This window comes from Pseudomonas sp. Irchel s3b2, from assembly GCF_900187445.1.
GTDB lineage: Bacteria > Pseudomonadota > Gammaproteobacteria > Pseudomonadales > Pseudomonadaceae > Aquipseudomonas.
The window spans coordinates 404,313-429,834 of sequence record NZ_FYEB01000002.1 but is presented as its reverse complement, the minus strand read 5'-3'; the positions used below and the strand labels follow the sequence as shown (position 1 = coordinate 429,834).

Annotated in this window: 20 protein-coding genes; 11 read left to right on the top strand and 9 right to left on the bottom strand. The window is 59.8% G+C overall.

The features are described 5' to 3' along the window. Window positions 1–105: 105 nt before the first annotated feature. Window positions 106–2,055: a BCCT family transporter gene (locus CKW20_RS08815; protein ID WP_256585015.1), complete on the bottom strand. Its 1,950-nt coding sequence runs from the start codon at window positions 2,053–2,055 to the stop codon at window positions 106–108. A gap of 379 nt (window positions 2,056–2,434) precedes the next feature. On the opposite strand from CKW20_RS08815, the gene betI reads away from it, so the two are divergent. The 9 genes from betI to yccS all read left to right on the top strand — a co-directional run bounded on the left by betI (window position 2,435) and on the right by yccS (window position 16,406). Then, on the top strand, window positions 2,435–3,028 hold the full coding sequence (gene betI, locus CKW20_RS08810) for a transcriptional regulator BetI (protein ID WP_095052581.1): 594 nt from the start codon (window positions 2,435–2,437) through the stop codon (window positions 3,026–3,028). Window positions 3,029–3,136: 108 nt separating this feature from the next. Next, the gene (gene betB / locus CKW20_RS08805; RefSeq protein ID WP_095052580.1) at window positions 3,137–4,609 is read left to right on the top strand and encodes a betaine-aldehyde dehydrogenase; all 1,473 of its coding nucleotides are present in this window, start codon (window positions 3,137–3,139) and stop codon (window positions 4,607–4,609) included. Between the two features lie 179 nt (window positions 4,610–4,788). Continuing rightward, complete coding sequence (gene betA, locus CKW20_RS08800) at window positions 4,789–6,492, top strand: choline dehydrogenase (protein WP_095052579.1); 1,704 nt, start codon at window positions 4,789–4,791, stop codon at window positions 6,490–6,492. 255 nt (window positions 6,493–6,747) lie between these two features. Beyond that, window positions 6,748–8,190: a TldD/PmbA family protein gene (locus CKW20_RS08795; protein WP_095052578.1), complete on the top strand. Its 1,443-nt coding sequence runs from the start codon at window positions 6,748–6,750 to the stop codon at window positions 8,188–8,190. Next, a complete protein-coding gene (locus CKW20_RS08790; RefSeq protein ID WP_095052577.1) occupies window positions 8,190–9,539 on the top strand; it encodes a TldD/PmbA family protein in 1,350 nt (449 codons plus the stop codon). Before CKW20_RS08795 ends, CKW20_RS08790 begins: the two co-directional genes overlap by 1 nt. Window positions 9,540–9,676: 137 nt before the next feature. Next, on the top strand, window positions 9,677–11,104 hold the full coding sequence (mdtD, locus tag CKW20_RS08785) for a multidrug transporter subunit MdtD (RefSeq protein WP_095052576.1): 1,428 nt from the start codon (window positions 9,677–9,679) through the stop codon (window positions 11,102–11,104). Window positions 11,105–11,335: 231 nt separating this feature from the next. After that, a complete protein-coding gene (gene dbpA, locus CKW20_RS08780) occupies window positions 11,336–12,673 on the top strand; it encodes an ATP-dependent RNA helicase DbpA (protein ID WP_256585014.1) in 1,338 nt (445 codons plus the stop codon). Window positions 12,674–12,818: 145 nt separating this feature from the next. Next, window positions 12,819–13,997, top strand: a complete 1,179-nt coding sequence (locus CKW20_RS08775) for an NAD(P)/FAD-dependent oxidoreductase (protein ID WP_095052575.1) — start codon at window positions 12,819–12,821, stop codon at window positions 13,995–13,997. Between the two features lie 225 nt (window positions 13,998–14,222). Further along, entirely contained in the window at window positions 14,223–16,406 is a 2,184-nt protein-coding gene (gene yccS / locus CKW20_RS08770) for a YccS family putative transporter (RefSeq protein WP_095052574.1), read from the top strand. A gap of 148 nt (window positions 16,407–16,554) precedes the next feature. On the opposite strand, the gene CKW20_RS08765 is transcribed toward yccS, so the two are convergent. Then, a complete protein-coding gene (locus CKW20_RS08765) occupies window positions 16,555–17,292 on the bottom strand; it encodes an ABC transporter substrate-binding protein (protein ID WP_095052573.1) in 738 nt (245 codons plus the stop codon). A gap of 256 nt (window positions 17,293–17,548) precedes the next feature. Between CKW20_RS08765 and CKW20_RS08760 the strand changes: the two genes are divergently transcribed. Beyond that, entirely contained in the window at window positions 17,549–18,001 is a 453-nt protein-coding gene (locus CKW20_RS08760; protein WP_095052572.1) for a GNAT family N-acetyltransferase, read from the top strand. Between the two features lie 125 nt (window positions 18,002–18,126). Here CKW20_RS08760 and CKW20_RS08755 read toward each other — a convergent pair whose 3' ends face one another. The 3 genes from CKW20_RS08755 to CKW20_RS08745 are packed head-to-tail and all read right to left on the bottom strand — an operon-like array spanning window position 18,127 to window position 21,110. Continuing rightward, window positions 18,127–18,423, bottom strand: coding sequence for a helix-turn-helix domain-containing protein (locus CKW20_RS08755; RefSeq protein ID WP_095052571.1), 297 nt, complete (start codon window positions 18,421–18,423; stop codon window positions 18,127–18,129). A 26-nt stretch (window positions 18,424–18,449) separates the two neighbouring features. Then, window positions 18,450–18,941, bottom strand: a complete 492-nt coding sequence (locus CKW20_RS08750; RefSeq protein ID WP_095052570.1) for a M48 family metallopeptidase — start codon at window positions 18,939–18,941, stop codon at window positions 18,450–18,452. A gap of 45 nt (window positions 18,942–18,986) precedes the next feature. Next, on the bottom strand, window positions 18,987–21,110 hold the full coding sequence (locus tag CKW20_RS08745) for a bifunctional diguanylate cyclase/phosphodiesterase (protein ID WP_095052569.1): 2,124 nt from the start codon (window positions 21,108–21,110) through the stop codon (window positions 18,987–18,989). Between the two features lie 321 nt (window positions 21,111–21,431). On the opposite strand from CKW20_RS08745, the gene CKW20_RS08740 reads away from it, so the two are divergent. Further along, window positions 21,432–22,100 (top strand): polysaccharide lyase family 7 protein, encoded by a 669-nt coding sequence (locus tag CKW20_RS08740; RefSeq protein WP_095052568.1) that lies wholly within the window; start codon window positions 21,432–21,434, stop codon window positions 22,098–22,100. A 275-nt stretch (window positions 22,101–22,375) separates the two neighbouring features. Here the strand turns inward: CKW20_RS08740 and fba are convergent, their stop codons facing one another. The 4 genes from fba to CKW20_RS08720 all read right to left on the bottom strand — a co-directional run bounded on the left by fba (window position 22,376) and on the right by CKW20_RS08720 (window position 25,511). After that, window positions 22,376–23,440 carry a class II fructose-bisphosphate aldolase gene (fba, locus tag CKW20_RS08735; protein WP_008081027.1) on the bottom strand — a complete coding sequence of 355 codons (1,065 nt, stop codon included), beginning with the start codon at window positions 23,438–23,440 and terminating at the stop codon, window positions 22,376–22,378. Window positions 23,441–23,693: 253 nt separating this feature from the next. Next, on the bottom strand, window positions 23,694–24,035 hold the full coding sequence (locus CKW20_RS08730; protein ID WP_095052567.1) for an MliC family protein: 342 nt from the start codon (window positions 24,033–24,035) through the stop codon (window positions 23,694–23,696). Window positions 24,036–24,091: 56 nt separating this feature from the next. Then, complete coding sequence (locus tag CKW20_RS08725) at window positions 24,092–24,313, bottom strand: hypothetical protein (protein WP_095052566.1); 222 nt, start codon at window positions 24,311–24,313, stop codon at window positions 24,092–24,094. 34 nt (window positions 24,314–24,347) lie between these two features. Beyond that, window positions 24,348–25,511, bottom strand: coding sequence for a phosphoglycerate kinase (locus tag CKW20_RS08720; RefSeq protein WP_007894933.1), 1,164 nt, complete (start codon window positions 25,509–25,511; stop codon window positions 24,348–24,350). Window positions 25,512–25,522 lie beyond the last annotated feature (11 nt).

Below are 25,522 nucleotides of genomic sequence, written 5' to 3'. Positions count from 1 at the left end.
TTTCGGTTGATCACCTATTTATGATTCAACCACAAACCTGTAGGAGCGAGGCTTGCCCGCGAAGAATACGACGCGGTGTCACTGGAACACCGCGCCACTCACAACTTAGCTATAAACCCGGCCAAGCAGCTGCCGATGGCTTTCAAACTGATCGAGCACGTCACGGGTGATCTGATCCTGAGTGAAGCCCATCAAGTCGTAATCCTGGCTGCCGTTGTGCAGGTACACCTCGGCGCGGTAGTAACGTGCGCGCGGCTCATCAGCGCTTTCAGCAGACACCGTGTCACTCGCCGCCGCCAGATAACCGTCCAGGCTCACTTCGTAGACAAAAGGGTTGCCCTCTTCCATCTCGATCCGTACGCCCATGCAGCGTTTCGACTTGCCCAGCAACGTCTGCACATCCAGACCCTGAGCACGCAATTGCACAGCCGCATCTTCCAGCGCCGGGCTGACTTGCTTGTCCATGAAACGCTGAACGATCGACTGGCTCGGTTGCAGATCCAGCTGGGTCAGGCGCTCGCTGAAACCACGACGACCACGCGCCGCCAGCTCCGCTTGCTCCTGTTCGATTTGCACGTCCTGGCGCATGGCCTTGTGCAAGCCAAACATGAAGAACACCAGCACCACAGAGAACGGCAGACCGGCCAGTACCACCATGGTTTGCATGGCTTCGAAGTTACCGGCGAACAGCAGACCGATGGTCACCAGAGTGATCACTGCCGACCAGAAAATCCGCAGCCAGTGCGGTGCATCTTCGTCAACGTTGCCGCCCTTGCACGAAAGGTTGGCCATCATCACCGCGCCGGAGTCCGCCGGGGTCAGGAACAGCACGAAACCGACAAAGATCGACACGCCGATCACGATCTTCGACGCCGGGTAATGCTCAAGCAACTGGTAGATCGCCATTGACGGCTGTTCCAGCGCCGTCTTCCCCAGTTCCACCGCCCCATGGTTCATCACCAGGTCCAGGGCCGAGTTACCGAAGATCGACAGCCATGCCAGGGTGAAGCCCAGCGGAATCAGGAGCACGCCGGCCACCAGTTCACGCACCGTGCGACCACGGGAAATACGCGCGATGAACATGCCTACGAATGGTGCCCAGGAAATCCACCAGGCCCAGTAGAACAGAGTCCACAGGCCCAACCAGCGGTCGGACTTCTCACTGTCGCCTTCATACACATAGAGATCAAAAGTCTTCAGCACCGCACCGTTCAGGTAGTCGCCGATGTTCTGCACAAAGCCGTTGAGCAGGTGCAGGGTCGGACCAAACAACAGCACGAAAATCAGCAGACCGCTGAACAGCACGATGTTCAGGTTGGACAGACGACGAATGCCGTTTTCCACGCCAGACACGGCGGCGATAGTCGCCACGGTGCTCATCACGATGATCACGATCAGCAGGTTGGTATTGCTGTGTTCCATGCCGAACAGGTTTTCCAGCCCCGACGACACTTGCAGCGAACCGATCCCCAGGTTCGTCACCAGCCCCAGCAGGGTCACGAACATGCCGAAGCCGTCCACCGCATGACCGGCCGCGCCTTTGACCCAACGCTCGCCGACCAGCGGATACAACGCCGACCGCAACGCCAGCGGCTGGTTATGACGGTAAGCAAAGTACGCCACGGCCAAGCCGACCAGTGCGTAGATCGCCCAACCATGCAGGCCCCAATGCAGGAATGTCAGTTGCACCGCCTGACGGGCCGCAAGGTTGCTGCCGGCCACGCCTTCCGGCGGATTGAAATAGTGGTCCAGCGGCTCGGAAGCACCGAAGTACAACAACGAGATGCCGATACCCGACGAGAACAGCATCCCCGCCCAAGCGCCGTAGCTGAAATCCGGGGTGTCGTCCTTGCTGCCCAGTTTGAGTTTGCCGTAGGACGAAAACGCCAGGCCAACCACAAAAACCAGATAAGCGGCGATCACCACCATGTAGTACCAGCCGAAGCTGCGGGACAACCAGGCCTGGGCAATGCCGAGCATTCTGCCGGCCTCTTGCGGGGCGATGATCAGAATGGCGGTCAACAGCAGAATCAGCGCGGTAGAGGTGTAGAACACCCAACCGTTGACCGTCACCTTCTCGGGTGGGGTCTTTATTAGAGAGGCAGAACTCATGGCACAGATGCTCCGGCAGTGCGAGAGAAGAACACAAGGCAACGCGGTACCCGACCAATCGGTTAGTTGGCAGCCGACCGGCGGGTGATATAAAGACACCCCGAAAAAAGCCCGAAACCCTTGGAACGCCAGTGCGTATAGGTTTCGAGCAGATTGGGATGTCGGTTTATCGCCGTTTACACGTAGGAAAAATCTGTAGGTCGCGACGAATTGTCGCAGATCTTATTCTTTGTTGATTGAACGTTCAATCAAAACAAAATAGACTGGCCCTCGATCCGGTAGCCGTTTTTCGTCCACCGGAAGGCCTAAGGAGATGTGCAAGATGCCCAAGGTCGGTATGCAACCCATCCGCCGTCAGCAATTGATCGAAGCCACGTTGCAGGCTGTCGATCAAGTCGGCATGGGGGACGCCAGCATTGCGCTGATCGCCCGTTTGGCCGGTGTCTCGAATGGCATCATCAGTCACTACTTTCAGGACAAGAACGGCCTGATCGCCGCCACGGCGCAGTATCTGATGAGTGTCCTCAGCGAGAACGTCACCGCGCGCCGTCAGGCGCTGGAGGACACCAGCCCACGGGCTCACCTCCAGGTGATTATCGAAGGCAACTTCGACGCCAGCCAAGTCAATGTCCCGGCAATGAAAACCTGGCTGGCCTTCTGGGCCGCCAGCATGCACCACCCGTCATTGCACAGGTTGCAGCGGATCAACGATCACCGTCTGTATTCCAACCTGTGCTGCCAGTTCCGCCGTGTGTTGCCGCTCGATGATGCGCGCACCGCCGCCCGCGGCCTGGCAGCCCTCATTGACGGTTTGTGGTTGCGCGGCGCGCTGTCGGGAGATGCTTTCGACACCGGGCAGGCGCACCAGATCGCTTACGAATACATGGATTTTCAACTGGCCAAACAGGTGAGTTAGAGCACACATAAAACCGCTCAGCCCCTGAACCGCTACCGACCGCGATGCCAATGCTATACGGCACGCCCGGTGGTCAACGCCAACCACTTATGCACTTGCGAGGACTTTATGGCCCGTTTCGAACTGCAAAAACTCTACATCGATGGCGGCTACAGTGACGCCAGCAGCGACGCCACCTTCGAAGCCATCAACCCGGCTAACGGTGAAGTCCTCGCAACCGTACAGCGTGCGACCAAGGAAGACGTTGAGCGCGCTGTGGTCAGCGCCGAAAAGGGTCAGAAAATCTGGGCCGCGATGACCGCCATGGAGCGTTCGCGCATCCTGCGTCGCGCCGTTGACATCCTGCGCGAGCGCAACGATGAACTGGCCGCCCTGGAAACCCTGGACACCGGCAAGGCGTACTCCGAAACCCGTTACGTCGACATCGTCACCGGCGCTGACGTGCTGGAGTACTACGCAGGTCTGGTGCCAGCCATCGAAGGCGAGCAGATTCCGCTGCGCACCACGTCTTTCATTTACACCCGTCGCGAGCCGCTGGGCGTCGTGGCCGGTATCGGCGCCTGGAACTATCCGATCCAGATCGCTTTGTGGAAATCCGCACCTGCCCTGGCGGCCGGTAACGCGATGATCTTCAAGCCAAGCGAAGTCACTTCTTTGACCACCCTGAAACTGGCCGAGATCTACACCGAAGCTGGCGTTCCGGCTGGCGTGTTCAACGTTCTGACCGGCAGTGGCCGTGAAGTCGGCACCTGGCTGACCGAACACCCACGCATCGAAAAAATCTCCTTCACCGGCGGCACCGACACCGGCAAGAAGGTCATGGCCAGCGCTTCCGCCTCGTCCCTGAAAGACGTGACCATGGAACTGGGCGGCAAATCCCCGCTGATCATTTTCGACGACGCCGACCTGGATCGCGCCGCCGACACCGCGATGATGGCCAACTTCTACAGCTCCGGTCAGGTCTGCACCAACGGCACTCGCGTGTTCGTCCCGAGCCACCTGAAAGCAGCTTTCGAAGCCAAGATCGTTGAGCGCGTTGCACGCATTCGCGTCGGCAACCCGCAAGACGAAAACACCAACTTCGGTCCTCTGGTCAGCTTCGCCCACATGGAAAGCGTGCTGGGTTACATCGCCAAAGGTAAGGAAGAAGGCGCTCGCCTGCTGTGCGGCGGCGATCGTCTGACCGACGGCGAATTCGCCAAAGGCGCGTTCGTGGCACCGACCGTGTTCACCGATTGCACCGACGAGATGACCATCGTTCGCGAAGAAATCTTCGGCCCGGTGATGAGCATCCTGGCTTACGAAACCGAAGAAGAAGTGATCCGTCGCGCCAACGACACCGAGTTCGGTTTGGCGGCTGGCGTTGTCACCAAGGACCTGAACCGCGCTCACCGTGTGATCCATCAACTGGAAGCCGGTATCTGCTGGATCAACGCCTGGGGCGAGTCCGACGCCAAGATGCCGGTCGGCGGCTACAAGCAGTCGGGTGTTGGCCGTGAGAACGGCATCAGCTCGCTGAACAACTTCACCCGCATCAAATCGGTACAGGTCGAGTTGGGCGATTACGCCTCGGTGTTCTAAGACCCGGGTTTTGTATTGCTCGCGAAGCCGTCTTCGCGGGCAAGCCTCGCTCCTACAGGTTTTGCGTCGTACACAAAACCTGCGGTAAACCTCGATCCTGTAGGAGCGAGGCTTGCCCGCGAATGAGTGCGCAGCACTCTCCAGGCCAGACCTGACCAACTTCAAAGAGGGTGCATTCAATGTCCCAAGAATTCGACTACATCATCATCGGTGCCGGCTCGGCCGGTAACACCCTGGCGACCCGTCTGACTGAAGACGAAGGCGTCACCGTTCTGCTGCTCGAAGCGGGCGGCCCGGATTACCGTCTCGACTTCCGCACACAAATGCCGGCCGCCCTGGCGTTCCCGCTGCAAGGTCGTCGCTACAACTGGGCGTATGAAACCGATCCAGAGCCACACATGGACGGCCGCCGGATGGAATGCGGTCGCGGCAAGGGCCTCGGTGGCTCGTCGCTGATCAACGGCATGTGCTATATCCGCGGCAACGCGATGGACTACGACGGCTGGGCCAAACTTCCCGGCCTGGAAGACTGGACCTACCTCGACTGCCTGCCGTATTTCCGCAAGGCGGAAACCCGTGACATCGGCCCGAACGACTACCACGGTGGCGACGGTCCGGTCAGCGTGACCACGCCGAAAGCCGGCAACAACCCGCTGTTCCACGCGATGGTTGAAGCAGGCGTGCAAGCCGGTTACCCGCGCACCGAAGACCTGAACGGCTATCAGCAAGAAGGCTTCGGCCCAATGGACCGCACCGTGACGCCGAACGGCCGTCGCGCCAGCACCGCGCGCGGTTACCTGGACGTCGCCAAGAAGCGCTCGACCCTGACCATCGTCACCCACGCCCTGACCGACAAGATCCTGTTCGAAGGCAAGCGTGCGATCGGCGTGCGTTACCTGATCGGCGCCGCTGAAGAGCGTGTTGAAGCCCGCGCCCGCAAGGAAGTGCTGCTGTGCTCCGGCGCGATCGCCTCGCCGCAGATCCTGCAACGCTCCGGCGTTGGCCCGGCGGAATTGCTGAAGAAACTCGACATTCCGGTGGTCCACGACCTGCCGGGCGTCGGCGAAAACCTGCAGGATCACCTCGAGCTGTACCTGCAATACGCCTGCACCCAACCGGTCTCGCTGTACCCTTCGCTGCTGCTGCACAACCAACCGGCCATCGGTGCCGAGTGGCTGTTCAACGGCACCGGTATCGGCGCCAGCAACCAGTTCGAGGCCGGTGGTTTCATTCGCACCCGTCCGGACTTCGAATGGCCGAACATTCAGTACCACTTCCTGCCGGTAGCGATTAACTACAACGGCAGCAACGGTGTGAAAGAACACGGCTTCCAGGCGCACATGGGCTCGATGCGTTCCCCGAGCCGCGGTCGCATCCAGGCCAAGTCCAAGGACCCGCGCCAATACCCGAGCATCCTCTTCAACTACATGGCCACCGAGCAGGACTGGCAGGAATTCCGCGACGGCATCCGCCTGACCCGTGAAATCATGCAACAGCCAGCGCTGGACGCCTTCCGTGGTCGGGAAATCAGCCCGGGCATCGACGTGCAAACCGATGAACAGCTGGACAAGTTCATCCGCGAGCACGCCGAAACCGCGTTCCACCCGTCCTGCTCGTGCAAGATGGGCACCGACGAAATGGCCGTGGTCGATGGCGAAGGTCGTGTGCATGGCATGCAAGCCCTGCGCGTGGTCGATGCCTCGATCATGCCGATCATCACCACCGGCAACCTGAACGCGCCAACGATCATGATGGCCGAGAAAATCGCCGACAAGATCCGCGGTCGCAAGCCATTGCCACGTAGCAAGGCTGCCTATTACGTGGCCGGTGATGCACCGGTGCGTGGCAAGCCGTTGCGGGATGTGAGCCTGACGACGCAGTAAGACCGTTACACCGAGGCGCACCTATCGCGGGCAAGCCCGCCCCTACAGGGAATCGCATCCCCTCTGTAGGAGCGAGCCTTGCCCGCGAAGGGGCCCGACCAACCAACACACAATATCCTGACCCACCCAGGTAATCCCTCCGACTCTGCTCCGCCCTTGATCTACCCCCCGCCCAAGCCTAATCTAGCGCCACGCAAACACTTCACCCCCTCGCAATACCGATACATCGCAACTCCATACCAAGGAGGTTCCCGAATGTTCGATTTCCACCCCCAGCTCAAGCAGCGCTTCGCTGCGTTGCGCACGGGCGCTGAATTCTTTTCGCTGCGTTATGTGCGCGAGTCCGGCCAGTACCTGTCGGTGCGCAAGAACGTCGCCGAACCGCCGAGCCTGAGCCGCGACGAAGGTGCGATGCTGACCGTTCGGGTCAACGGCGTCGAAGCCTATGCCGCCACCAACGACCTGTCCCAATCCGGCCTGCAAGCCGCGCTGGAGAAAGCCGAGCAACAAGCCCGTCGACTCAAGCCTCACGCCCTCCTCGACCTGCGCGAGCAAGCCGTCTCCAGCGACCGCGCCGACTATTTCTCGCCCGACTTCGACCAGCCCTTTCCGTCCCTGAGCGATTGCTACCAATTGCTCGGCGCCGAATCCGCCGCCGTGCCCAAGGACGAGCGGCTGGTGAACTGGCAGGCGAGCATCGGCATCACCAACGTCGAGCAAATCTACCTCAACAGCGCCGGCGCCGAATTGCGTCAGACCCAGCGTTTCGTTTACCCGAGCATGGACGTCACTGCCTACGACGGCAGCGACAGCCAGACTCGCACTCTGGGCCGCGAGAATTTCGGCCAGCAGGGTGGCTTTGATGTGATCCGCCGTTGCGGCTTGGTCGGTGCCGGCCCGAAAATCGCCGATCAGGCATTGCAATTGTTGCTGGCGCCGAACACTCCGCAAGGCCCGCGCGATCTGTTGCTGATGCCCGACCAAATGATGCTGCAGATCCACGAGTCCATCGGCCACCCGCTGGAGCTGGACCGCATCCTGGGCGATGAGCGCAATTACGCCGGCACCAGTTTCGTCAAGGCAGAAGACTTCGGCAGCCTGCAATACGGCTCCGAACTGCTCAACGTGACGTTCGATCCGGACATCCCCGAACAGCTCGCCAGCTATGGGCATGACGACGACGGCAGCGCCGCCAGCAAGCAATTTCTGATCAAGGAAGGTTTACTGCTGCGGCCATTGGGCGGCGCACTCTCGCAATTTCGCGCCGGCATGGATGGCGTTGCCAACAGCCGCGCCTGCGGCTGGAACCGTCCGCCGATCGACCGTATGGCCAATCTCAATATCGAGCCAGGCGATCAACCGCTGGAGCAGATGATCGGCAATATCGAGCACGGCATTTTGATGAGCACCAACCGTTCGTGGTCCATCGACGATGCGCGCAACAAGTTCCAGTTCGGTTGCGAATGGGGCCAGTTGATCGAAAACGGCGAACTCAAGGGCGTGGTGAAGAACCCGAATTACCGGGCGATTTCCGCACAATTCTGGAAAAGCCTCAGCGCTGTCGGCGATGCCAACACCGTCAAAGTGCTAGGCACGCCGAACTGCGGCAAGGGCGAACCGAACCAGGTGATCCGCGTCGGCCATGCGTCGCCGGCCTGTGTGTTCAGCAATGTTGATGTGTTTGGAGGAGACGCCTGATGAGTACTTCCACGAGCACTTCAAATAGCCAGGCCGAGTCATTCAAGGACCTGGTCAATTGGCTGCGCGATGCACTGCGCACGCCGGAGCAATTCACCCTCAGCTACGCCGCCGAGTCGTCAGCCTTCGTGCGCTTCAACCACGCCAAGGTTCGTCAAGCCGGGCAGGTGCAGCAGGCGAGTGTCAGGTTCAAACTGATTAACGATGGTCGTCATGCGGATCTGAATATCACCCTGTCGGGCGACGCCGAAATCGACCTTCAGCGTCTGGCCGAAGGTCTGCAACAGTTGCGCGAAACCCTGCCACTGTTGCCTCAGGATCCGTATCTGCTGCTTAACCAGAACGACTGGCAAAACAACAACGTGCAGGAGCATCCGCTGCCGGACACCGAGCAAGTGGTTGCTGAAATCACCCAGGCTGCCGAGGGGCTGGACCTGGTCGGTTTCTATGCCGCAGGTCCCATCAGCCGTGGTTTTGCCAGTTCAGCGGGCGCGTTCGGCTGGCATCAGGCCAACAGTTTCAACTTCGACTTCAGCCTGTTCCATGAAAACGGTCAGGCAGTGAAAGCCAGCTACGCCGGGCACGACTGGAACAGCGAAGGGTTTGCCAGGCGCTTCCAGCAGGCCCGCGAGCAATTGGCATTCCTCGGGCGGCCGTTGCGCACGTTGGCGCCCGGCGAGTACCGCGCCTACCTGGCGCCGGCAGCGCTGGAAGAAATCATGGGCATGCTCAGCTGGGGCGGGTTTTCGGCGCAGGCGATTGCCAGTAAACAGAGCCCGTTGCAGAAGTTCTACGCCAGCGAAGCCTGCTTCAGCCCCAACGTATGGTTGAGTGAGCAGGTCAGCGGCTCCTTGAGCCCGGCGTTTTCCGACGAAGGTTATCCTCGCGATGATCTGGGGTTGATCGCCAAAGGCATGGCCAATGCCCGACTGATCAATTCCCGTAGCGCCGCCGAATACGACCTCACTGCCAATGGCGCCAGCAGCCATGAATACCCGACGGCGCTGGTCATGAAAGGCGGCAACCTGGAGCAGGCAGACATCCTCAAGCGCCTCGGCACCGGGCTCTACATCAGCAACCTGTGGTACCTGAACTACTCCGACCAACCGGCGGCGCGCCTGACCGGCATGACCCGGTTTGCGACCTTCTGGGTCGAGAACGGCGAGATTCAGGCACCGGTCAGCACCATGCGTTTCGATGACAGCGTCTACAGCCTGCTTGGTTCACAGCTGGAAGCGTTGACCGAGGAACGCGAGCTGATGTTATCGGCCAGCACCTATAGTCAGCGGGCGACTGCTTCGGCGTTATTGCCGGGCGCGCTCGTCAGTCGACTGACGTTGACGCTCTGACACAGATCGTTCCCACGCTCTGCGTGGGAACGCCGCCCGGGACGCTCCGCGTCCCATTGCAGGCGTGACGCAGAGCGTCACAGGATGCATTTCCACGCGGAGCGTGGGAACGATCATCTCCGCCAACAAGAGGTCCCATGCCCAACCGCCCACCTCTCGACGCTGTCACCGCCCGCTGGGTACCGTGGGTTGTGGCCATTGCCTTCTTCATGCAGTCCCTCGACGGGACGATCCTCAACACCGCCCTGCCCGCCATGGCCCGGGACTTGGCCGAAGACCCGCTGCGCATGCAGGGCGTGATCATCGCCTACATGCTCACCGTCGCCTTGTTGATCCCCGCCTCTGGCTGGATCGCCGACCGCTTCGGCACCCGGAAAATCTTCTTCGGCGCGATCCTCCTGTTCAGCTTCGGCTCATTGCTCTGCGCCTTGTCCAACACCTTGAGCATGCTCATCGGCGCCCGGGTGATCCAGGGACTGGGCGGTGCCTTAATGCTGCCGGTCGGACGATTGGTGGTGCTGCGCGCGTATCCGCGTTCGGAGCTGGTGCGGATCATGGGGTTCATTACCATTCCCGGCCTGCTCGGCCCGCTGATCGGCCCGACCATGGGCGGCTGGATGGTGCAATACCTGACCTGGCACTGGATCTTCCTGATCAACCTGCCGGTGGGTGTCCTCGGTTGCTACGCGGTATGGAAATTCATTCCCGACCTGCGCGGCAGTGAGCGCACCCGCTTCGATAGCCTGGGCTTTTTGCTGTTCGGCGCGGCGATGGTATTGATCACCATCGCCATGGAAGGCCTCGGCGAACTGCACATGCCACACTTGCGGGTGATGTTGCTGCTGTTTGGCGGCATGGCGTGTCTGGCGGCGTATTGGCTGAGGGCCGGGCACATCGACAATCCGCTGTTTGCGCCATCGCTGTTCAAGACCCGAACCTTCGCCGTGGGCATCCTCGGCAACCTGTTCGCTCGCCTCGGCAGCGGCGCATTGCCATTTCTGGTGCCATTGCTGTTGCAAGTGGCGCTGGGTTACTCGCCGTCACAGGCCGGGATGAGCATGCTGCCCCTGGCGGCGGCGGCGATGGTTGCGAAGTCGGTGGCGCGGCCGTTGATCGAACGTTTCGGCTACCGCACCGTGCTGACCGGCAACACATTGGCTCTGGGGATCATGCTGGCAAGCATGGGCCTGGTCAGCGAGCAGACGCCGTATTGGCTGCTGCTGGCTCAGTTGGCGGTTCTGGGGGCGATCAACTCCTTGCAGTTCACCGCGATGAACACCGTCACCCTGATCGATCTCGACGACGCCAGCGCTAGCAGCGGCAACAGTTTGCTGTCGGTGGTCGCGCAATTGTCCTTGAGCCTCGGTGTGGCCTGCGCCGGCGCCCTGCTCGGCGGCTTCACGGCGGAGATCGGCAATGACGGCGTAGACACGGTCCTGGGCGCGTTCCAGCTGACGTTTGTGACAGTCGGAATCATGGCGATGCTGGCTGCAACGATCTTCTCGCAACTTTCACCCAAGGATGGCCGACGGATGGTCAGCCGCGAGCACGACATAGAGCACTGACTTGTAGCAGCTGCCGAGGCACGAGGCTGCGTTGGGCTGCTCAGCGGCCCCCGGGGGCGGTCCTGCGGACACGCAACGCAGCCTCGTGCCTCGGCAGCTGCTACACGCTATTCGTCCAGAATTTGCAGGTGGAGAGCCCGAGACTGATACACTGCGCGACATTTTGTTTTGCAGGCCAGTCCCGTGACCACCATCGCCACCGCTTTTAATACTTTGCCGCTGTCCGCCGCCATGCTGGCTAACCTCGACTCCCTCGGTTATGCCCAGATGACGCCGATCCAGGCGCAAAGCTTGCCGGTGATCCTCAAGGGGATGGACCTGATCGCCCAGGCCAAGACCGGCAGCGGCAAGACCGCCGCCTTCGGTATCGGCCTGTTGAACCCGATCAATCCGCGCTACTTCGGTTGCCAGGCCCTGGTCATTTGCCCGACTCGCGAGTTGGCTGACCAGGTCGCCAAGGAAATCCGTCGTCTGGCCCGTGCCGAAGACAACATCAAGGTGCTGACCCTGTGTGGCGGCGTGTCCTTCGGCCCGCAGATCGGCTCGCTGGAGCACGGCGCGCATATCATCGTCGGCACCCCGGGGCGTATCCAGCAGCACCTGCGCAAGGGTTCGCTGGTGCTTCATGGCCTGAACACCCTGATCCTCGACGAAGCCGACCGCATGCTCGACATGGGTTTCTACGATTCCATCGAAGAAATCATCATGCAGGCTCCGGAGCGTCGCCAGACCCTGCTGTTTTCCGCCACTTACCCGGTGGGTATCAAGCAGCTGGCGTCGAAGTTCATGCGCAACCCGCAGCAGGTGAAAGCCGAGGCTTTCCACGACGATACGCAGATCGAACAACGCTTCTACGAGATCTCCCCGGAAGAGCGCATGAGCGCTGTGACCAAGGTGCTCGGCCACTTCCGTCCAGCGTCTTGCGTAGCGTTCTGCTTCACCAAGCAGCAGGTTCAGGAAACCGTCGATCATCTGACCGCTAAAGGCATTTCTGCGGTCGGCCTGCACGGCGATCTGGAACAGCGTGACCGCGACCAGGTATTGGCCATGTTCGCCAACCGCAGTACTTCGGTATTGGTCGCCACCGATGTCGCCGCTCGCGGCCTGGACATCGATGCGCTGGACATGGTGATCAACGTCGAACTGGCCCGTGATTCGGAAATTCACATTCACCGTGTTGGCCGTACCGGTCGCGCCGGTGAGAAAGGCATCGCGATCAGTCTGGTTGCACCGTCCGAAGCGCACCGCGCCCAGGCCATCGAGCAGTTGCAGAAGTCGCCGTTGAGCTGGGATCAGCTGGACAGCCTCACGTCCCAGGGCGGTGGTCCGCTATTGCCGGTGATGAGCACGCTGTGCATTGGCGCCGGTCGTAAAGACAAGGTTCGCCCGGGCGACATTCTCGGCGCACTGACCGGCGATGCCGGCATTCCGGGCGCTCAGGTCGGCAAGATTGCGATTTTCGACTTCCAGGCTTACGTGGCCGTGGAACGCGGGATCGCCAAGCAAGCCTTGCAGCGCTTGAACGACGGCAAGATCAAAGGCCGCTCGTTGCGCGTGCGCATCCTGTAAGAACACCACCGCCCCGTAGGAGCGAGGCTTGCCCGCGAAGAACGATAACTCGGTCTACCTGATTCACCGTGTAATCGTTCTTCGCGGGCAAGCCTCGCTCCTACAGGGTCTGGGTTAGCCCTGAGATTTGTGTGAGGACACTGTTTTGCGCTCTACCGAAGTCGTGATCATTGGCGCTGGCGCCGCAGGGTTGATGTGTGCGCTGACCGCCGCCGGGCGCGGGCGCAAAGTGATGTTGCTTGATCACGCGAACAAGGCCGGCAAGAAAATCCTCATGTCGGGCGGCGGCCGCTGCAATTTCACCAACATGTACACCGAGCCGAGCAACTTCCTGTCGCAGAACGCCCACTTCTGCAAATCCGCGCTGGCGCGATACACCCAGTGGGATTTCATTGGCATGGTCGCCAAGCACGGCGTGCCGTACCACGAGAAGAAACTCGGCCAGTTGTTCTGCGATAACAAATCCAGCGACATCCTCGAAATGCTGCTCAACGAGTGCGATCAAGTCGGCGTCAGCCTGCACCTGGACACCTCGATCCAGACGATCGAAAAACTCGAAAGCGGTTACCTGCTGGACACGACGCTGGGGCAAATCACCTGCGAATCGCTGGTAATCGCCACCGGCGGCCTGTCGATTCCGACCCTCGGCGCCACCGGTTTCGGCTATCAGGTAGCCAAGCAATTCGGCCACGACCTGCTGCCGACCCGCGCCGGTCTCGTGCCGCTCACCATCACCGATCAGCTCAAGGAGCTTTGCACCGAGCTGTCCGGTACGTCGGTGGACTGCCTGGTGAGCTGCAACGACCAGAGTTTCCGCGAGAACATCCTGTTTACCCACCGCGGCCTCAGCGGACCGGCGATCTTGCAGATTTCGTCGTTCTGGGAATCCGGCGACACGGTGGAAATCAACCTGATGCCGGATCACGACGTGCCGAACTGGCTGCAACAGCAGCAGGCCGAACGCCCGAATAGCGAGTTGAAAACCTTGCTCGGTGAAATCTTCACCAAGAAGATGGCCAATCTGTTGGCGGACAACTGGTTCGTCTCCAAACCGATGAAGCAGTACACCCACGCCGAACTGGCGGACATCGCCGAAAAACTGGCGAGCTGGAAAGTCGTGCCGGCCGGCACTGAAGGCTACCGCACTGCGGAAGTGACCCTCGGCGGTGTAGATACGCGCGAGGTGTCGTCCAAGACCATGGAATCGCTGAAAAGCCCTGGCCTGTATTTCATCGGCGAGGTGCTCGACGTCACCGGGCATCTCGGTGGTTTCAATTTCCAGTGGGCCTGGGCTTCCGGTTACGCCGCCGCGCAGTACGTCTGATCGACCGCGTTATCGTTCTTCGCGGGCAAGCCTCGCTCCTACAGGTTCCCGGTGTTCGCGAATAATACTGTGGACCAGGAGCGAGGCTTGCCCGCGAAGGCGTCCTGACAGGCAACACAGAACGAGGAAGGAACAGATTTTGCTGTCAGATGTGATCGGCGCCATTGCGTCGGCGTCATTAGTGGCTCAATTTAGCGTCATTGCCTCGGAAGGCCTTCGCACTTCATGTCATCGACCACATTTCGGCAATCTCTGCGCCGCCTCTGGGCGCTGGATAAATTCAGTTACAGCGTGCGGGTATTCATCGCCCTGACCGGCACCATGGCGCTGTGTTGGTACCTGGACGAGATGGGGCTGCTGATCCCGTTGTTCCTGGGGATCATCGCCAGCGCCCTGGCTGAAACCGACGACAGTTGGCAGGGGCGCCTCAACGCACTCGCAGTGACGCTAGTGTGTTTTATGGTCGCCGCCCTGTCCGTCGAGCTGCTCTTCCCCTATCCCATCCTCTTTATCATCGCCTTTGCACTGGCCAGCTTTTGCCTGACCATGCTCGGCGCGCTGGGCGAACGTTACGGCGCGATTGCTTCGGCGACGCTGATTCTGTCGGTCTACACAATGATCGGCGTGGACCAGCGCGGCGGCGCGGTCACTGATTTCTGGCACGAGCCGGTGCTGCTGGTGGCCGGTGCGGCGTGGTATGGCTTGCTCTCGGTGCTGTGGCAGGCAATGTTTTCCAACCAACCGGTACAGCAAAGCCTGGCGCGGTTGTTCCGCGAACTGGGATATTACCTGAAACTCAAATCGTCGCTGTTCGAACCGATCCGGCAGATGGACGTGGAAGCACAGCGGCTGGAACTGGCACAGCAGAACGGTCGGGTGGTGGCGGCCTTGAACGCCGCCAAGGAAATCATTCTGCATCGGGTCGGCGACGGTCGGCCGGGCGTAAAAGTCAGCCGTTATCTGAAGCTGTACTTCCTCGCCCAGGACATCCACGAGCGCGCCAGTTCCTCACACTACCCCTATAACGCGCTGGCCGAAGCGTTCTTCCACAGCGACGTGCTGTTCCGCTGTCAGCGCCTGCTGCGCCAGCAAGGCAAGGCCTGCCGCGCGCTGGCCGAATCGATCCAGATGCGCCAGCCGTTTACCTATGACGCAAGCTTCGCCGGGGCCCTGAGCGACCTGCATGCATCCCTCGAACACCTGCGCATCCAGAGCAATCCGGCCTGGCGCGGTCTGTTGCGTTCGTTGCGAGCGCTGGCTGCCAACCTCGGCACTCTCGACCGATTGCTCAGCGACGCCAGCAACCCCGATACGCTGGCAGACGCCTCCGACAGCAGCCTGCTGGACCGTTCACCGCGTAGCCTCAAAGACGTCTGGATACGCTTGCGCACGCAGCTGACGCCGACCTCGTTACTGTTCCGCCATGCCCTGCGCCTGCCCCTTGCGTTGAGCATCGGCTACGGCATGGTGCATTTGATCCACCCGTCGCAAGGTTACTGGATCATCCTCACCACGCTGTTTGTCTGCCAGCCGAACTACGGCGCCACTCGCCGCAAACTCGGGCAGCGGATCATCGGCACCGCCATCGGCCTGACCGTGGCCTGGGCGTTGTTCGATCTGTTTCCAAACCCGCTGGTGCAGTCGAGCTTCGCCATCCTTGCCGGGGTGGTGTTCTTTACCAACCGCACCACTCGCTACACTCTGGCGACTGCCGCGATCACGCTTCTGGTGCTGTTCTGCTTCAACCAGGTGGGCGACGGTTATGGGCTGCTTCTGCCACGACTGTTCGATACCTTGCTCGGTAGTCTGATCGCCGGTCTGGCGGTATTCCTGTTTTTGCCGGACTGGCAGGGTCGACGCCTGAACAAAGTGCTGGCCAACACCCTGACCTGCAACAGCATTTACCTGCGCCAGATCATGCAGCAATACGCCGCCGGTAAAAGTGACGACCTGGCTTATCGCCTGGCCCGACGCAACGCGCACAACGCCGATGCCGCGTTGTCGACAACGCTGGCCAACATGCTGATGGAGCCGGGGCATTTTCGTAAGGAAGCCGATGTTGGTTTCCGTTTCCTGGTGCTGTCACACACTTTGCTCAGCTATTTGTCGGGGCTGGGGGCACACCGCGAAACCCAACTACCGTCGGACGTGCGCGAGCATTTGATCGACAGCGCCGGCGTGAACCTGGCTGCCAGCCTTGACGAAATCGCTCAAGGCCTGGCGAGCAAACAGCCGATTGCTATTCAGAGTGATGAGGAAGAGGCCCTGGCCAATGGGCTTGAGCAGATGCCGGATGAGATCGATGAAGGCCAGCGGTTGGTGCAGACGCAACTGGCGTTGATCTGTCGGCAACTGGGGCCGTTGCGGACGCTGGCGGCGCATCTCATTAAAGACACTAGCGAAGCCTGAGATTTGTAGCGACTGGGCCGGCCTCTTCGCGGGCAAGCCTCGCTCCTACAGATTCAATGTCGGCCACGGGATTTGTGCCCGACACTAAATCTGTAGGAGCGAGGCTTGCCCGCGAAGGCGTCAGTTCAGACACCGCAAGCCTTTCAGATCACATCCCATGCTGCTTGAGCAATTTCTCATAACTCCCATCGGCCTTCATCGCCGCAATTTCACGGTCGAAGCCGGCGACGATCTGTTCATGCTGCGGGTTCTTCAGGCTCACCAGAATATGCAGGCTATTCTCGCTCAACGGCTTGGGCAAAAACTCCACGGCGTTGCGTACCTTGGATGACTCCCGAGCGAGGTAATAGCGGGCGACGAACTCGTCTTCCAGAGTCAGTTTGACCCGGTCGGCCGCAACCATCCGCACGGCCATGGCAAAGTTATGCACCGGGACTTTCTGCAACGACATATCGTCATCGAATGCTTGCGAATAGGCATAACCGCGAACCACCGCTATCGGGTAAGTGTGCAGTTGTTGCAGGTTGCTGAATTCGATCGGCGTGTCCTTGCGCTTGAGAAAGCGCACACGATTGAGCAGGTACTCACCGGAAAACTGCCCCAGTTTCGTGCGCTCGTCGGTGTACCAGGCGTTAACCAACACGTCATAACGCCCCTCGCCTATTCCAAACAAGGCCCGCGCCCATGGCACCTGCTCAAAATCGCTGGCATAACCGGCCCGGGCCAGCGCGGTACTGACGATGTCGGTGGCTAACCCCCCCTTGACCAGGGTGGCGTCAGTAAAGGGGGGCCAGGCATCGGCGACCAGACGCAACTTTTGCGCCGCCACGCTCTGTGTCAGCAACAGCAATCCAATCAAAGCAAACGCTCGATGCAATCGCGGCATGCCAGAAAAATCCTCAGGAGGGCGAACTGCCGGTGTGTTTTTCAGTAAAACTCCAGGGCCCTTTTCCGGCGAAAACCAGGTCCTGACATTAGTTCGTTTTGACCGCTGCACAGACTTCACGCAGATTACACAAAGAAGACAATCTCGCGAGAAATGAATGATGGCATTTTGGCCTTTGTCACAGATTTCTCTGCCATCAAGACATCCCGCGTCAGGACGCTTAGTATCGGAGCAACGTTGTTCAAGGAGTCTGAAGATGACAATCGATTGGGTCTGCAAACATCACAGCGATCTGGGTAAAGAGCAGCTGTATGCCATTTTGCAGTTGCGCGCCGAGGTGTTCGTCGTCGAGCAGAAATGCCTTTATCAGGACATCGATGGCCAGGACCTGGAAGGTGACACCTGCCATTTGATGGGCTGGGACGGGGATAGGCTGGTGGCTTACCTGCGATTGCTCGACCCGGAGTTACAGGGCGGCGACGTGGTGATAGGCCGAGTGATCATTGCTCCCGCTGCACGCGGCACCGGGCTTGGGCATGAAATGATGAGCCAGGCGTTGAAACAGGCCGCCAAACGCTGGCCTGAAGTGCCGATCTACCTCTCGGCCCAGGCGCATTTGCAGGGGTATTACGGGCGGTACGGGTTTGTGGTGGTGGGTGAGGAATATCTGGAGGATGACATTCCGCATATCGGGATGCGTCGTTCTTGAAGGCCTCATCGCGGGCAAGCCTAGCTCCTACGGGGGTTGTGTTGGTTCACGCGATTGCGGCTGGACACAAATCCTGTAGGAGCGAGGCTTGCCCGCGAAGGCGTCAGCCCTGTCACTGCAGGAATTCAGGGATATTCCAGCACCGCTTTGATCTGCCGCAGATTACGCTCGATCCACTCCCGATCAATCGCCCCCCACTCGCGAATCCGATAGCACCCCGCATGGTTGCGCGCACCTTCTTCCTGTTCGAATTCACAAACGATATCCAGATCCGCCAATGCCGAAATGGTGTCCTGGGCCGTGCGCCGGGGCATGCCGGTGACTTCGGTCAGCGCCGGGACGCTGCTGGCCAGCCCGCTGTCGATCAGGTACGCCACGTATAGTCGGCGGTAGAAGCTGCTCTTGGTCTTGCTTACATCCATCTGAATATCCCCGATCACTTGATCCTTCAGTGCATATCCCGCCAAGTCAGGTACACCCGCAGATCGAACTCCACCTGGTGATACCCCGGCAACATGTGTTCGCACAGCTTGTAGAACGCCTTGTTGTGATCCGACTCCTTGAAGTGCGCCAACTCATGCACCACGATCATTTTCAGAAACTCGGAAGGCGCTTCCTTGAACAGCGAGGCGACACGAATTTCTTTCTTGGCCTTGAGCTTGCCGCCCTGCACCCGCGAGATCGTGGTGTGCAGGCCGAGCGCGCGGTGAGTCAGGTCCAGACGGTTATCGAACAACACCTTGTCGATGGCCGGGGCGTTACGCAGGTATTCCTGCTTGAGGTCCAGGGCATAGGTGTATAGCGCCTTGTCGCTCTGCACCCCGTGCTTTTCCGGATACCGCTGGTTCAGGTAATCGCCCAGCCGACCTTCGGCGATCAGCTGGCGCACCTGGTCCTGCAATGTAGCGGGATAGGCCTGGAGGTATTTCAACGCGGTCATTGGGGCGGCAACACGAGTCACGAAAAGGTCGCCAGTGTAACGAATTCAACTCGTCAGCGCGCTCCAGTCGAACGGTTCAACAAAGTGACGGGTGTCTTCGGCCATCAACGGCCGCGCGACCAGAAACCCCTGCACATACTGGCAACCGTTGGCTTGCAGCCATTCATATTGCGCCACCGTCTCCACCCCTTCGGCGATGACCAGCAGACCGAACTGCTTGCACAAATCGATGACACTGCGCGCCAGCGCCGCATCCCTTTCGGACCCTGGCAACCGAGCGATCAAATGCCGGTCGAGTTTGAGCGTGTCCAGTTCCAGGTCTCGCAAGTGCGCCAGCGAACAAGCCCCGGAGCCAAAATCATCCAGTGCCACCCGCACTCCCAAATTGCGCAGCAAACGCAGCTGCTTGCGGGTTTCATCGGCGTTAAGCATCAAGGCCTCTTCCGTGACCTCGACTTCCAGCTGCCGCGGCTTCAAACCATGGCGCTCCAGCACCTGACGCAGCTCGGTGACCAGGTTGGGCAAACCGAACTGCGTGCTGCTCAAACTGACACCCAGCACCAGATCTTCGGCAAACAAGGTTTCCCAGGCTTTTCGTTGTTTGGCCCCGCGATGATAAATCCAGCTGCCCAGGCGACTGATCAATCGCGCCTCTTCCAGCAACGGCAAAAACAGCCCCGGCGGCACATCGCCGACACTCGGATGCTGCCAGCGCAGCAACGCCTCGAACCCGCGAATCTGCCCGTCGGCAATGGCCACCTGAGGCTGATACACCAGGTTGAAATCACGGTTCTCGATGGCCGTGCGCACGCTTTCTTCGAGCATCAGCCGCGAGCGCGCCCGGCCGTTCATTTCATGATCGTAGAAACGATATTGCTGACGCCCGGCGCGTTTGGCTTCGTACATGGCGATGTCGGACGCCCGCATCAACCCGTCGAGATTAGCCCCGCAATCGGGGTAAGTGGCAATGCCGATGCTGGCGCCCAAGGCAATGTCCATGCCTTCGATTTGCTGACAGATCGACACTCGCTCGATGAGCTTTTCGGCAATCTTCGCCGCCTGCTCGGGGAGTTCAAGATCCAGCAGCGCGGTAAACTCATCGCCGCCCATCCGCGCCAGAATATCGAAGGGCCGCAGACACGCCTTCAGCTGCTCGGACACCCATCGCAGTACCCGGTCGCCGGCATCGTGGCCGAGGGAATCATTGACCCGCTTGAAGCCGTCGAGGTCCAGGTACAACAGCACCCACGTACTGTCGGAGCGCTCGCCACGCAGAAGCAAGTTTTCAACGGTCTGGTAGAAACCCCGACGATTGAGCAGCCCGGTCAGCGGATCGGTCACCGCCTGGAACTCAAGCTGCTGATGCAGATGGCGCACCACCGACATATCAAGCACCGTCACCACCATGGCATGTTGTTCGGCGGGTAACGGCGCGCAGGACAACGCCACCGGCACTTGCTGGCCCGGCGCCGTACGCAGCAACGCATCGTGCAGGCGCAGGGTTTCACCGCGCTTGTAGCCGGCAAACAATTCGGAGTCGGCCCAGATCGGGATGTGCGGTTTTTGCAGGAAATCGAGAAACTCTTTGCCTTGCAGCTCGTGCACCGTGGCATTGAGCAGGCGAGACATCGCCGGGTTGGCAAAGCGAATCAACCCGTTCTCGCCCACCACCAGAATGCCTTCGGCGGCGTTATCCAGCACCGAGGCATTGAAGGCACGGGCGATTTCCAGGTCATGACTCAACTGCTGCAGAGCGCGGCGATTACGCTGGTGTTCGAGCAGGGCCTGGACTTTGGGTTTGAGGATTTGCGGGTCGAACGGTTTGAACAGGTAATCCACCGCGCCACTGGCGTAGCCCTTGATCACGGCGTCCTGGGATTGTTCGTTGGCGGTAAGGAAAATGATTGGCGTGAGGCGGGTTCGCTGGCTGCCACGCATCAAGCGCGCCACTTCGAAACCGTCCATACCGGGCATCTGCACATCCAGCAGCACCAGGTCGACATCGTGCTCGAGTAACAAGCCGAGCGCTTCGAAACCGGAAGCCGCGGTAATGACCTGCCAGTCCTGGCGCTGTAACAACGCGCGCATGCTGATCAGATTTTCGGGGTAATCATCAACAACTAAAAGGATTGAGTTGCCTTCAGCTGGCGTAGGTCGTGCGCATTCCATGCTGCATCTCTTGTTCGGGATGTCAGGCCGGCCGTTTGTTAAAACCGGTCACATATTGCGACTTCACTCTAGACCCGGATCCACGAAAGCAGAAGCTGCCAGTGTGCCATCACCCAGGCAAAGTTTCAGAAGCCGACTAACGGTCAGTCCTACAGGCCACGGAAACCGGGAAAGATGGCATTTCGACAGGATGTTGGCGTCAACCATCTGCCAGACGGGCATTAACAAAGATGTCTTCTACGCTTATAAAGTCCCCCCCGAAGGCGCGGGCTAGAGCTTCTGGCACGTGCGTGCAGCAAAAAAAAAACGTGGAAGCTGAATATGATCGATCTCGCAACCTGGAACCTCAGTGTTCCTGTCGGCAGTCCGCCGTATACCGTCGAAACAACCAAACTGGTAGACGGCTTCAAGGATCAATACTTCCACTCCGACACCGGCACCTTGTTTTTCTGGACCCCGGTAACCGGCACCCGCACTGAAAACGCAATCTACCCTCGCACCGAACTGCGCGAAACCTACAGCAATGGCACGCTGAAAAACTGGTACTACCCCGACGCAGATAACTTTCTGCGTGCGACCCTTACGGTCAGCAAGGTACCCAGCACGGGCAAGATCGTCATTGGTCAGATCCATGCCTACAAAAGCCAGAAGCCCATGGTGAAGCTCGAGTATCAATACAAGGACTCCAGCGAAACCGGAAACATCGTCGCCAAAGTCCGCATGCACCCCGACGACGACACCGCCCGGGTCATCACCATCGCCACTGGCGTGAAACTCGATCGGGAATTTTCCTACCTCATCCACCTCAGCCCTGGCGGCGCATTGGGCATCAGCGCGGCGGGTTACCAGTGGGACACCGACATCAGCGCGATGTGGCGTGATAAACCGCTGTACTTCAAGGCCGGTGTCTATGTGCAGGACAATACCGGGTACACCAGTGAAGGCGGAGAAGTGACGTTCAGCAAGCTGGATATCGATCACGATACCTAAGGCGACTCGATCCTCTGTAGCAGCTGCCGAGGCTGCGTTCGGCCGCGAAGCGGTCGCAGTCCGGCGCATACGTTTTAGCTGAAAAAACGCGGAGTCTGATTTTGCGACTGCTGCGCAGCCGAACGCAGCCACGCAGGCTCGGCAGCTGCTACAGGGCAAAGAACGATCCAGGCATCTGCAAAACTCGTAGCCATTCACTGCTCACAGAAAAAATCATCGCCCATAAAAAACCCGCATCGCTGCGGGTTTTTTATTGCCACTCAAACACTAAAGGCTCAATTCACCTTAGCGTTCAACTCACCCTTCAGATAACGCTGATACATCGCTTCCAACGAGATCGGCTTGATCTTCGAAGCATTACCGGCAGTACCAAACGCTTCATAGCGAGCAATACACACATCACGCATCGCCGTCACAGTCGCACCGAAGAACTTACGCGGATCGAACTCGCTCGGGTTGGTAGCCATCAGGCGACGCATCGCACCGGTGGAGGCCAGGCGCAGGTCAGTGTCGATGTTGACCTTACGCACGCCGTGCTTGATGCCTTCGACGATTTCTTCAACCGGTACGCCGTAGGTTTCTTTGATGTCGCCGCCGTACTGGTTGATGATCGCCAGCCACTCTTGCGGAACCGAAGACGAACCGTGCATTACCAAGTGGGTGTTCGGAATGCGTTTGTGGATTTCTTTGATGCGGTCGATGGCCAGCACATCGCCGGTAGGCGGCTTGGTGAACTTGTAGGCTCCGTGGCTGGTGCCGATGGCGATGGCCAGGGCATCGACTTGGGTGCGTTTGACGAAGTCAGCGGCTTCTTCCGGGTCGGTCAGCATTTGGCTGTGATCCAGAACGCCTTCGGCGCCGATGCCGTCTTCTTCACCGGCCATGCCGGTTTCCAGCGAACCCAGGCAACCCAGCTCGCCTTCTACCGAAACGCCGCAGGCGTGAGCCATGGCTACGGTTTGTTGGGTAACGCGGACGTTGTAGTCGTAGTCAGTCGGGGTCTTACCATCTTCGCCGAGGGAACCGTCCATCATTACCGAGCTGAAGCCCAGTTGGATCGAGCGCTGGCAGACGTCAGGGCTGGTGCCGTGGTCCTGGTGCATGCACACCGGGATGTGCGGGAATTCTTCGATTGCCGCCAGGATCAGGTGACGCAGGAACGGTGCACCGGCGTATTTGCGAGCACCGGCCGAAGCCTGGACGATCACCGGGGAGTCAGTCTTGTCAGCGGCTTCCATGATGGCGCGCATCTGCTCAAGGTTGTTGACGTTGAAGGCTGGAACGCCGTAGCCGAACTCGGCTGCGTGGTCCAGCATCTGGCGCATGCTGATAAGTGCCATTGTGTGTGTCTCTCCCGGTTGAGGGTCGTTAATCGTGCCAGCCTGCCGTAGCGGCGGCGGCTATTCAAGTTATTGCAGATCGGGGGTTGGCCCGGGCTGCGAATTCGGTGTTGCATCAATCTCTACGAGCTGTCGATTTCCTGTAGGAGCGAAGCTTGCTCGCGAAAGCGGTTTAACTGACAACACATTAGTTGAATGTGATGACCTCTTCGCGAGCAAGCTTCGCTCCTACAGGTTTGGCGCAAGCCTTCAATTACTCGGTTTTACAACCGCGGCCGATCAAATCATTGGTGGCGACCCAGTACACCAGGCCTTCCTCACCTTTTACGTGAAACGCCAGCATGTCGTTGCTGTACAGCGAACCTTCGGCGCCCGGTTCAAGCTTCAAGCGGTAAACCTGATCGGCACCGCCCAGGCGAACGTCGACTTCCTTGCGGTTGATGTCAGTGTAGCGCCAGAGCACTTTGGCCTGACTGTCGCAGGTCCAGGTGGTCCAGGTGGTCCAGCTGTCCGCTGGCTCGGCAGCGTTGAACAGGTTCAGATTGGTGCAACCTGCCAGCAATGCCAGTGCCGCAACGGCGATAAAGCGTTTCATCCGTGTTCCTCGACTGACAGCGCACGCCGCCTGCCTTGAGTAAAGAGTCAGACCCCTCAAGGGCAACCATGTTCCTTGGCCGGGGTTTGTGTCTCGTACTTGTCCAGGCCATCCGGCCCGGAACGCTTGTTGATCACCGGGTTGGTTTCCGCCTGCCAATCGGCCTGGTAGCAGCCTTTTCCTGGCGCACGCGGCTCGGGTTCCGGCGTGGCTTTCGGGTTACTCCCGCAAGCCGCCAGCGAACCCGCGACGATCAACAGCGCTAAGGTCTTGACCATGTAAACACTCCTTTGCCCGGCCAAATGGACGGCCTCAGGCCTTGGCCCGGCTTTCCAGGACTTCAACGGCCGGCAGCACTTTGCCTTCGACGAACTCGAGGAACGCGCCGCCGCCGGTAGAAATGTAGGAGATCTGCTCGGCAACGCCATATTTATCGATGGCCGCCAGGGTATCGCCACCGCCAGCGATGGAGAACGCCGAGCTTTCAGCGATGGCCTGGGCCAGCACTTTGGTGCCGTTACCGAACTGGTCGAATTCAAACACGCCCACCGGGCCGTTCCACAGAATGGTCTTGGACGACTTCAGCAGCTCGGCGAAATTCGCCGCGGTCTGTGGGCCGATGTCCAGGATCATGTCGTCTGCGGCCACGTCGGCAATCAGCTTGACGGTCGCGGTGGCGCTTTCAGCGAATTCCTTGGCAACCACCACGTCCACCGGCAATGGCACGCTGACCTTGGCGGCGATTTCACGGGCGGTGTCCAGCAGGTCCGGTTCGTACAAGGATTTGCCGACCGGGTGACCGGCAGCAGCCAGGAAGGTGTTGGCGATGCCGCCACCGACGATCAGTTGGTTGCAGATCTGGCTCAAGCTGTTCAGTACGTCGAGTTTGGTCGACACTTTGGAGCCGGCAACGATAGCGGCCATTGGCTGAGCCGGGGCGCCCAGTGCTTTGCCCAGTGCGTCCAATTCGGCAGCAAGCAACGGGCCAGCAGCGGCGACTTTGGCGAACTTGGCCACGCCATGGGTCGAACCCTCGGCGCGGTGAGCGGTGCCGAAGGCGTCCATCACAAACACGTCGCACAGGGCGGCGTATTGCTTGGCCAGTTCGTCAGCGTTCTTTTTCTCGCCCTTGTTGAAGCGCACGTTTTCGAACAGAACGATGTCGCCGGCTTTCACGTCGACGCCGCCCAGGTAATCGGACACCAGCGGCACTTCGCGGCCCAGCGCCTTGCTCAAGTAGTCGGCGACTGGCTTGAGGCTGTTCTCGGCCGAGAACTCGCCTTCGGTCGGACGGCCAAGGTGCGAGCAGACCATCACGGCCGCGCCTTTTTCCAGAGCCAGCTTGATGGTCGGCAGCGAAGCCAGGATTCGCGCATCGCTAGTGACAACACCGTCCTTGACTGGGACGTTGAGGTCTTCGCGGATCAGTACGCGCTTACCTTGCAGATCGAGGTCGGTCATCTTCAACACGGTCATGGGTCGCAATT

What these genes read in the sequence shown, in the direction of transcription:
- betI (WP_095052581.1), top strand. Translation starts at nt 2,435, where the DNA reads ATGCCCAAGGTCGGTATGCAACCCATCCGCCGTCAGCAATTGATCGAA.
- betB (WP_095052580.1), top strand. Translation starts at nt 3,137, where the DNA reads ATGGCCCGTTTCGAACTGCAAAAACTCTACATCGATGGCGGCTACAGT.
- betA (WP_095052579.1), top strand. Translation starts at nt 4,789, where the DNA reads ATGTCCCAAGAATTCGACTACATCATCATCGGTGCCGGCTCGGCCGGT.
- CKW20_RS08795 (WP_095052578.1), top strand. Translation starts at nt 6,748, where the DNA reads ATGTTCGATTTCCACCCCCAGCTCAAGCAGCGCTTCGCTGCGTTGCGC.
- CKW20_RS08790 (WP_095052577.1), top strand. Translation starts at nt 8,190, where the DNA reads ATGAGTACTTCCACGAGCACTTCAAATAGCCAGGCCGAGTCATTCAAG.
- mdtD (WP_095052576.1), top strand. Translation starts at nt 9,677, where the DNA reads ATGCCCAACCGCCCACCTCTCGACGCTGTCACCGCCCGCTGGGTACCG.
- dbpA (WP_256585014.1), top strand. Translation starts at nt 11,336, where the DNA reads ATGCTGGCTAACCTCGACTCCCTCGGTTATGCCCAGATGACGCCGATC.
- yccS (WP_095052574.1), top strand. Translation starts at nt 14,223, where the DNA reads ATGTCATCGACCACATTTCGGCAATCTCTGCGCCGCCTCTGGGCGCTG.
- CKW20_RS08765 (WP_095052573.1), bottom strand. Translation starts at nt 17,292, where the DNA reads ATGCCGCGATTGCATCGAGCGTTTGCTTTGATTGGATTGCTGTTGCTG.
- CKW20_RS08760 (WP_095052572.1), top strand. Translation starts at nt 17,549, where the DNA reads ATGACAATCGATTGGGTCTGCAAACATCACAGCGATCTGGGTAAAGAG.
- CKW20_RS08755 (WP_095052571.1), bottom strand. Translation starts at nt 18,423, where the DNA reads ATGGATGTAAGCAAGACCAAGAGCAGCTTCTACCGCCGACTATACGTG.
- CKW20_RS08750 (WP_095052570.1), bottom strand. Translation starts at nt 18,941, where the DNA reads ATGACCGCGTTGAAATACCTCCAGGCCTATCCCGCTACATTGCAGGAC.
- CKW20_RS08745 (WP_095052569.1), bottom strand. Translation starts at nt 21,110, where the DNA reads ATGGAATGCGCACGACCTACGCCAGCTGAAGGCAACTCAATCCTTTTA.
- CKW20_RS08740 (WP_095052568.1), top strand. Translation starts at nt 21,432, where the DNA reads ATGATCGATCTCGCAACCTGGAACCTCAGTGTTCCTGTCGGCAGTCCG.
- fba (WP_008081027.1), bottom strand. Translation starts at nt 23,440, where the DNA reads ATGGCACTTATCAGCATGCGCCAGATGCTGGACCACGCAGCCGAGTTC.
- CKW20_RS08730 (WP_095052567.1), bottom strand. Translation starts at nt 24,035, where the DNA reads ATGAAACGCTTTATCGCCGTTGCGGCACTGGCATTGCTGGCAGGTTGC.
- CKW20_RS08725 (WP_095052566.1), bottom strand. Translation starts at nt 24,313, where the DNA reads ATGGTCAAGACCTTAGCGCTGTTGATCGTCGCGGGTTCGCTGGCGGCT.
- CKW20_RS08720 (WP_007894933.1), bottom strand. Translation starts at nt 25,511, where the DNA reads ATGACCGTGTTGAAGATGACCGACCTCGATCTGCAAGGTAAGCGCGTA.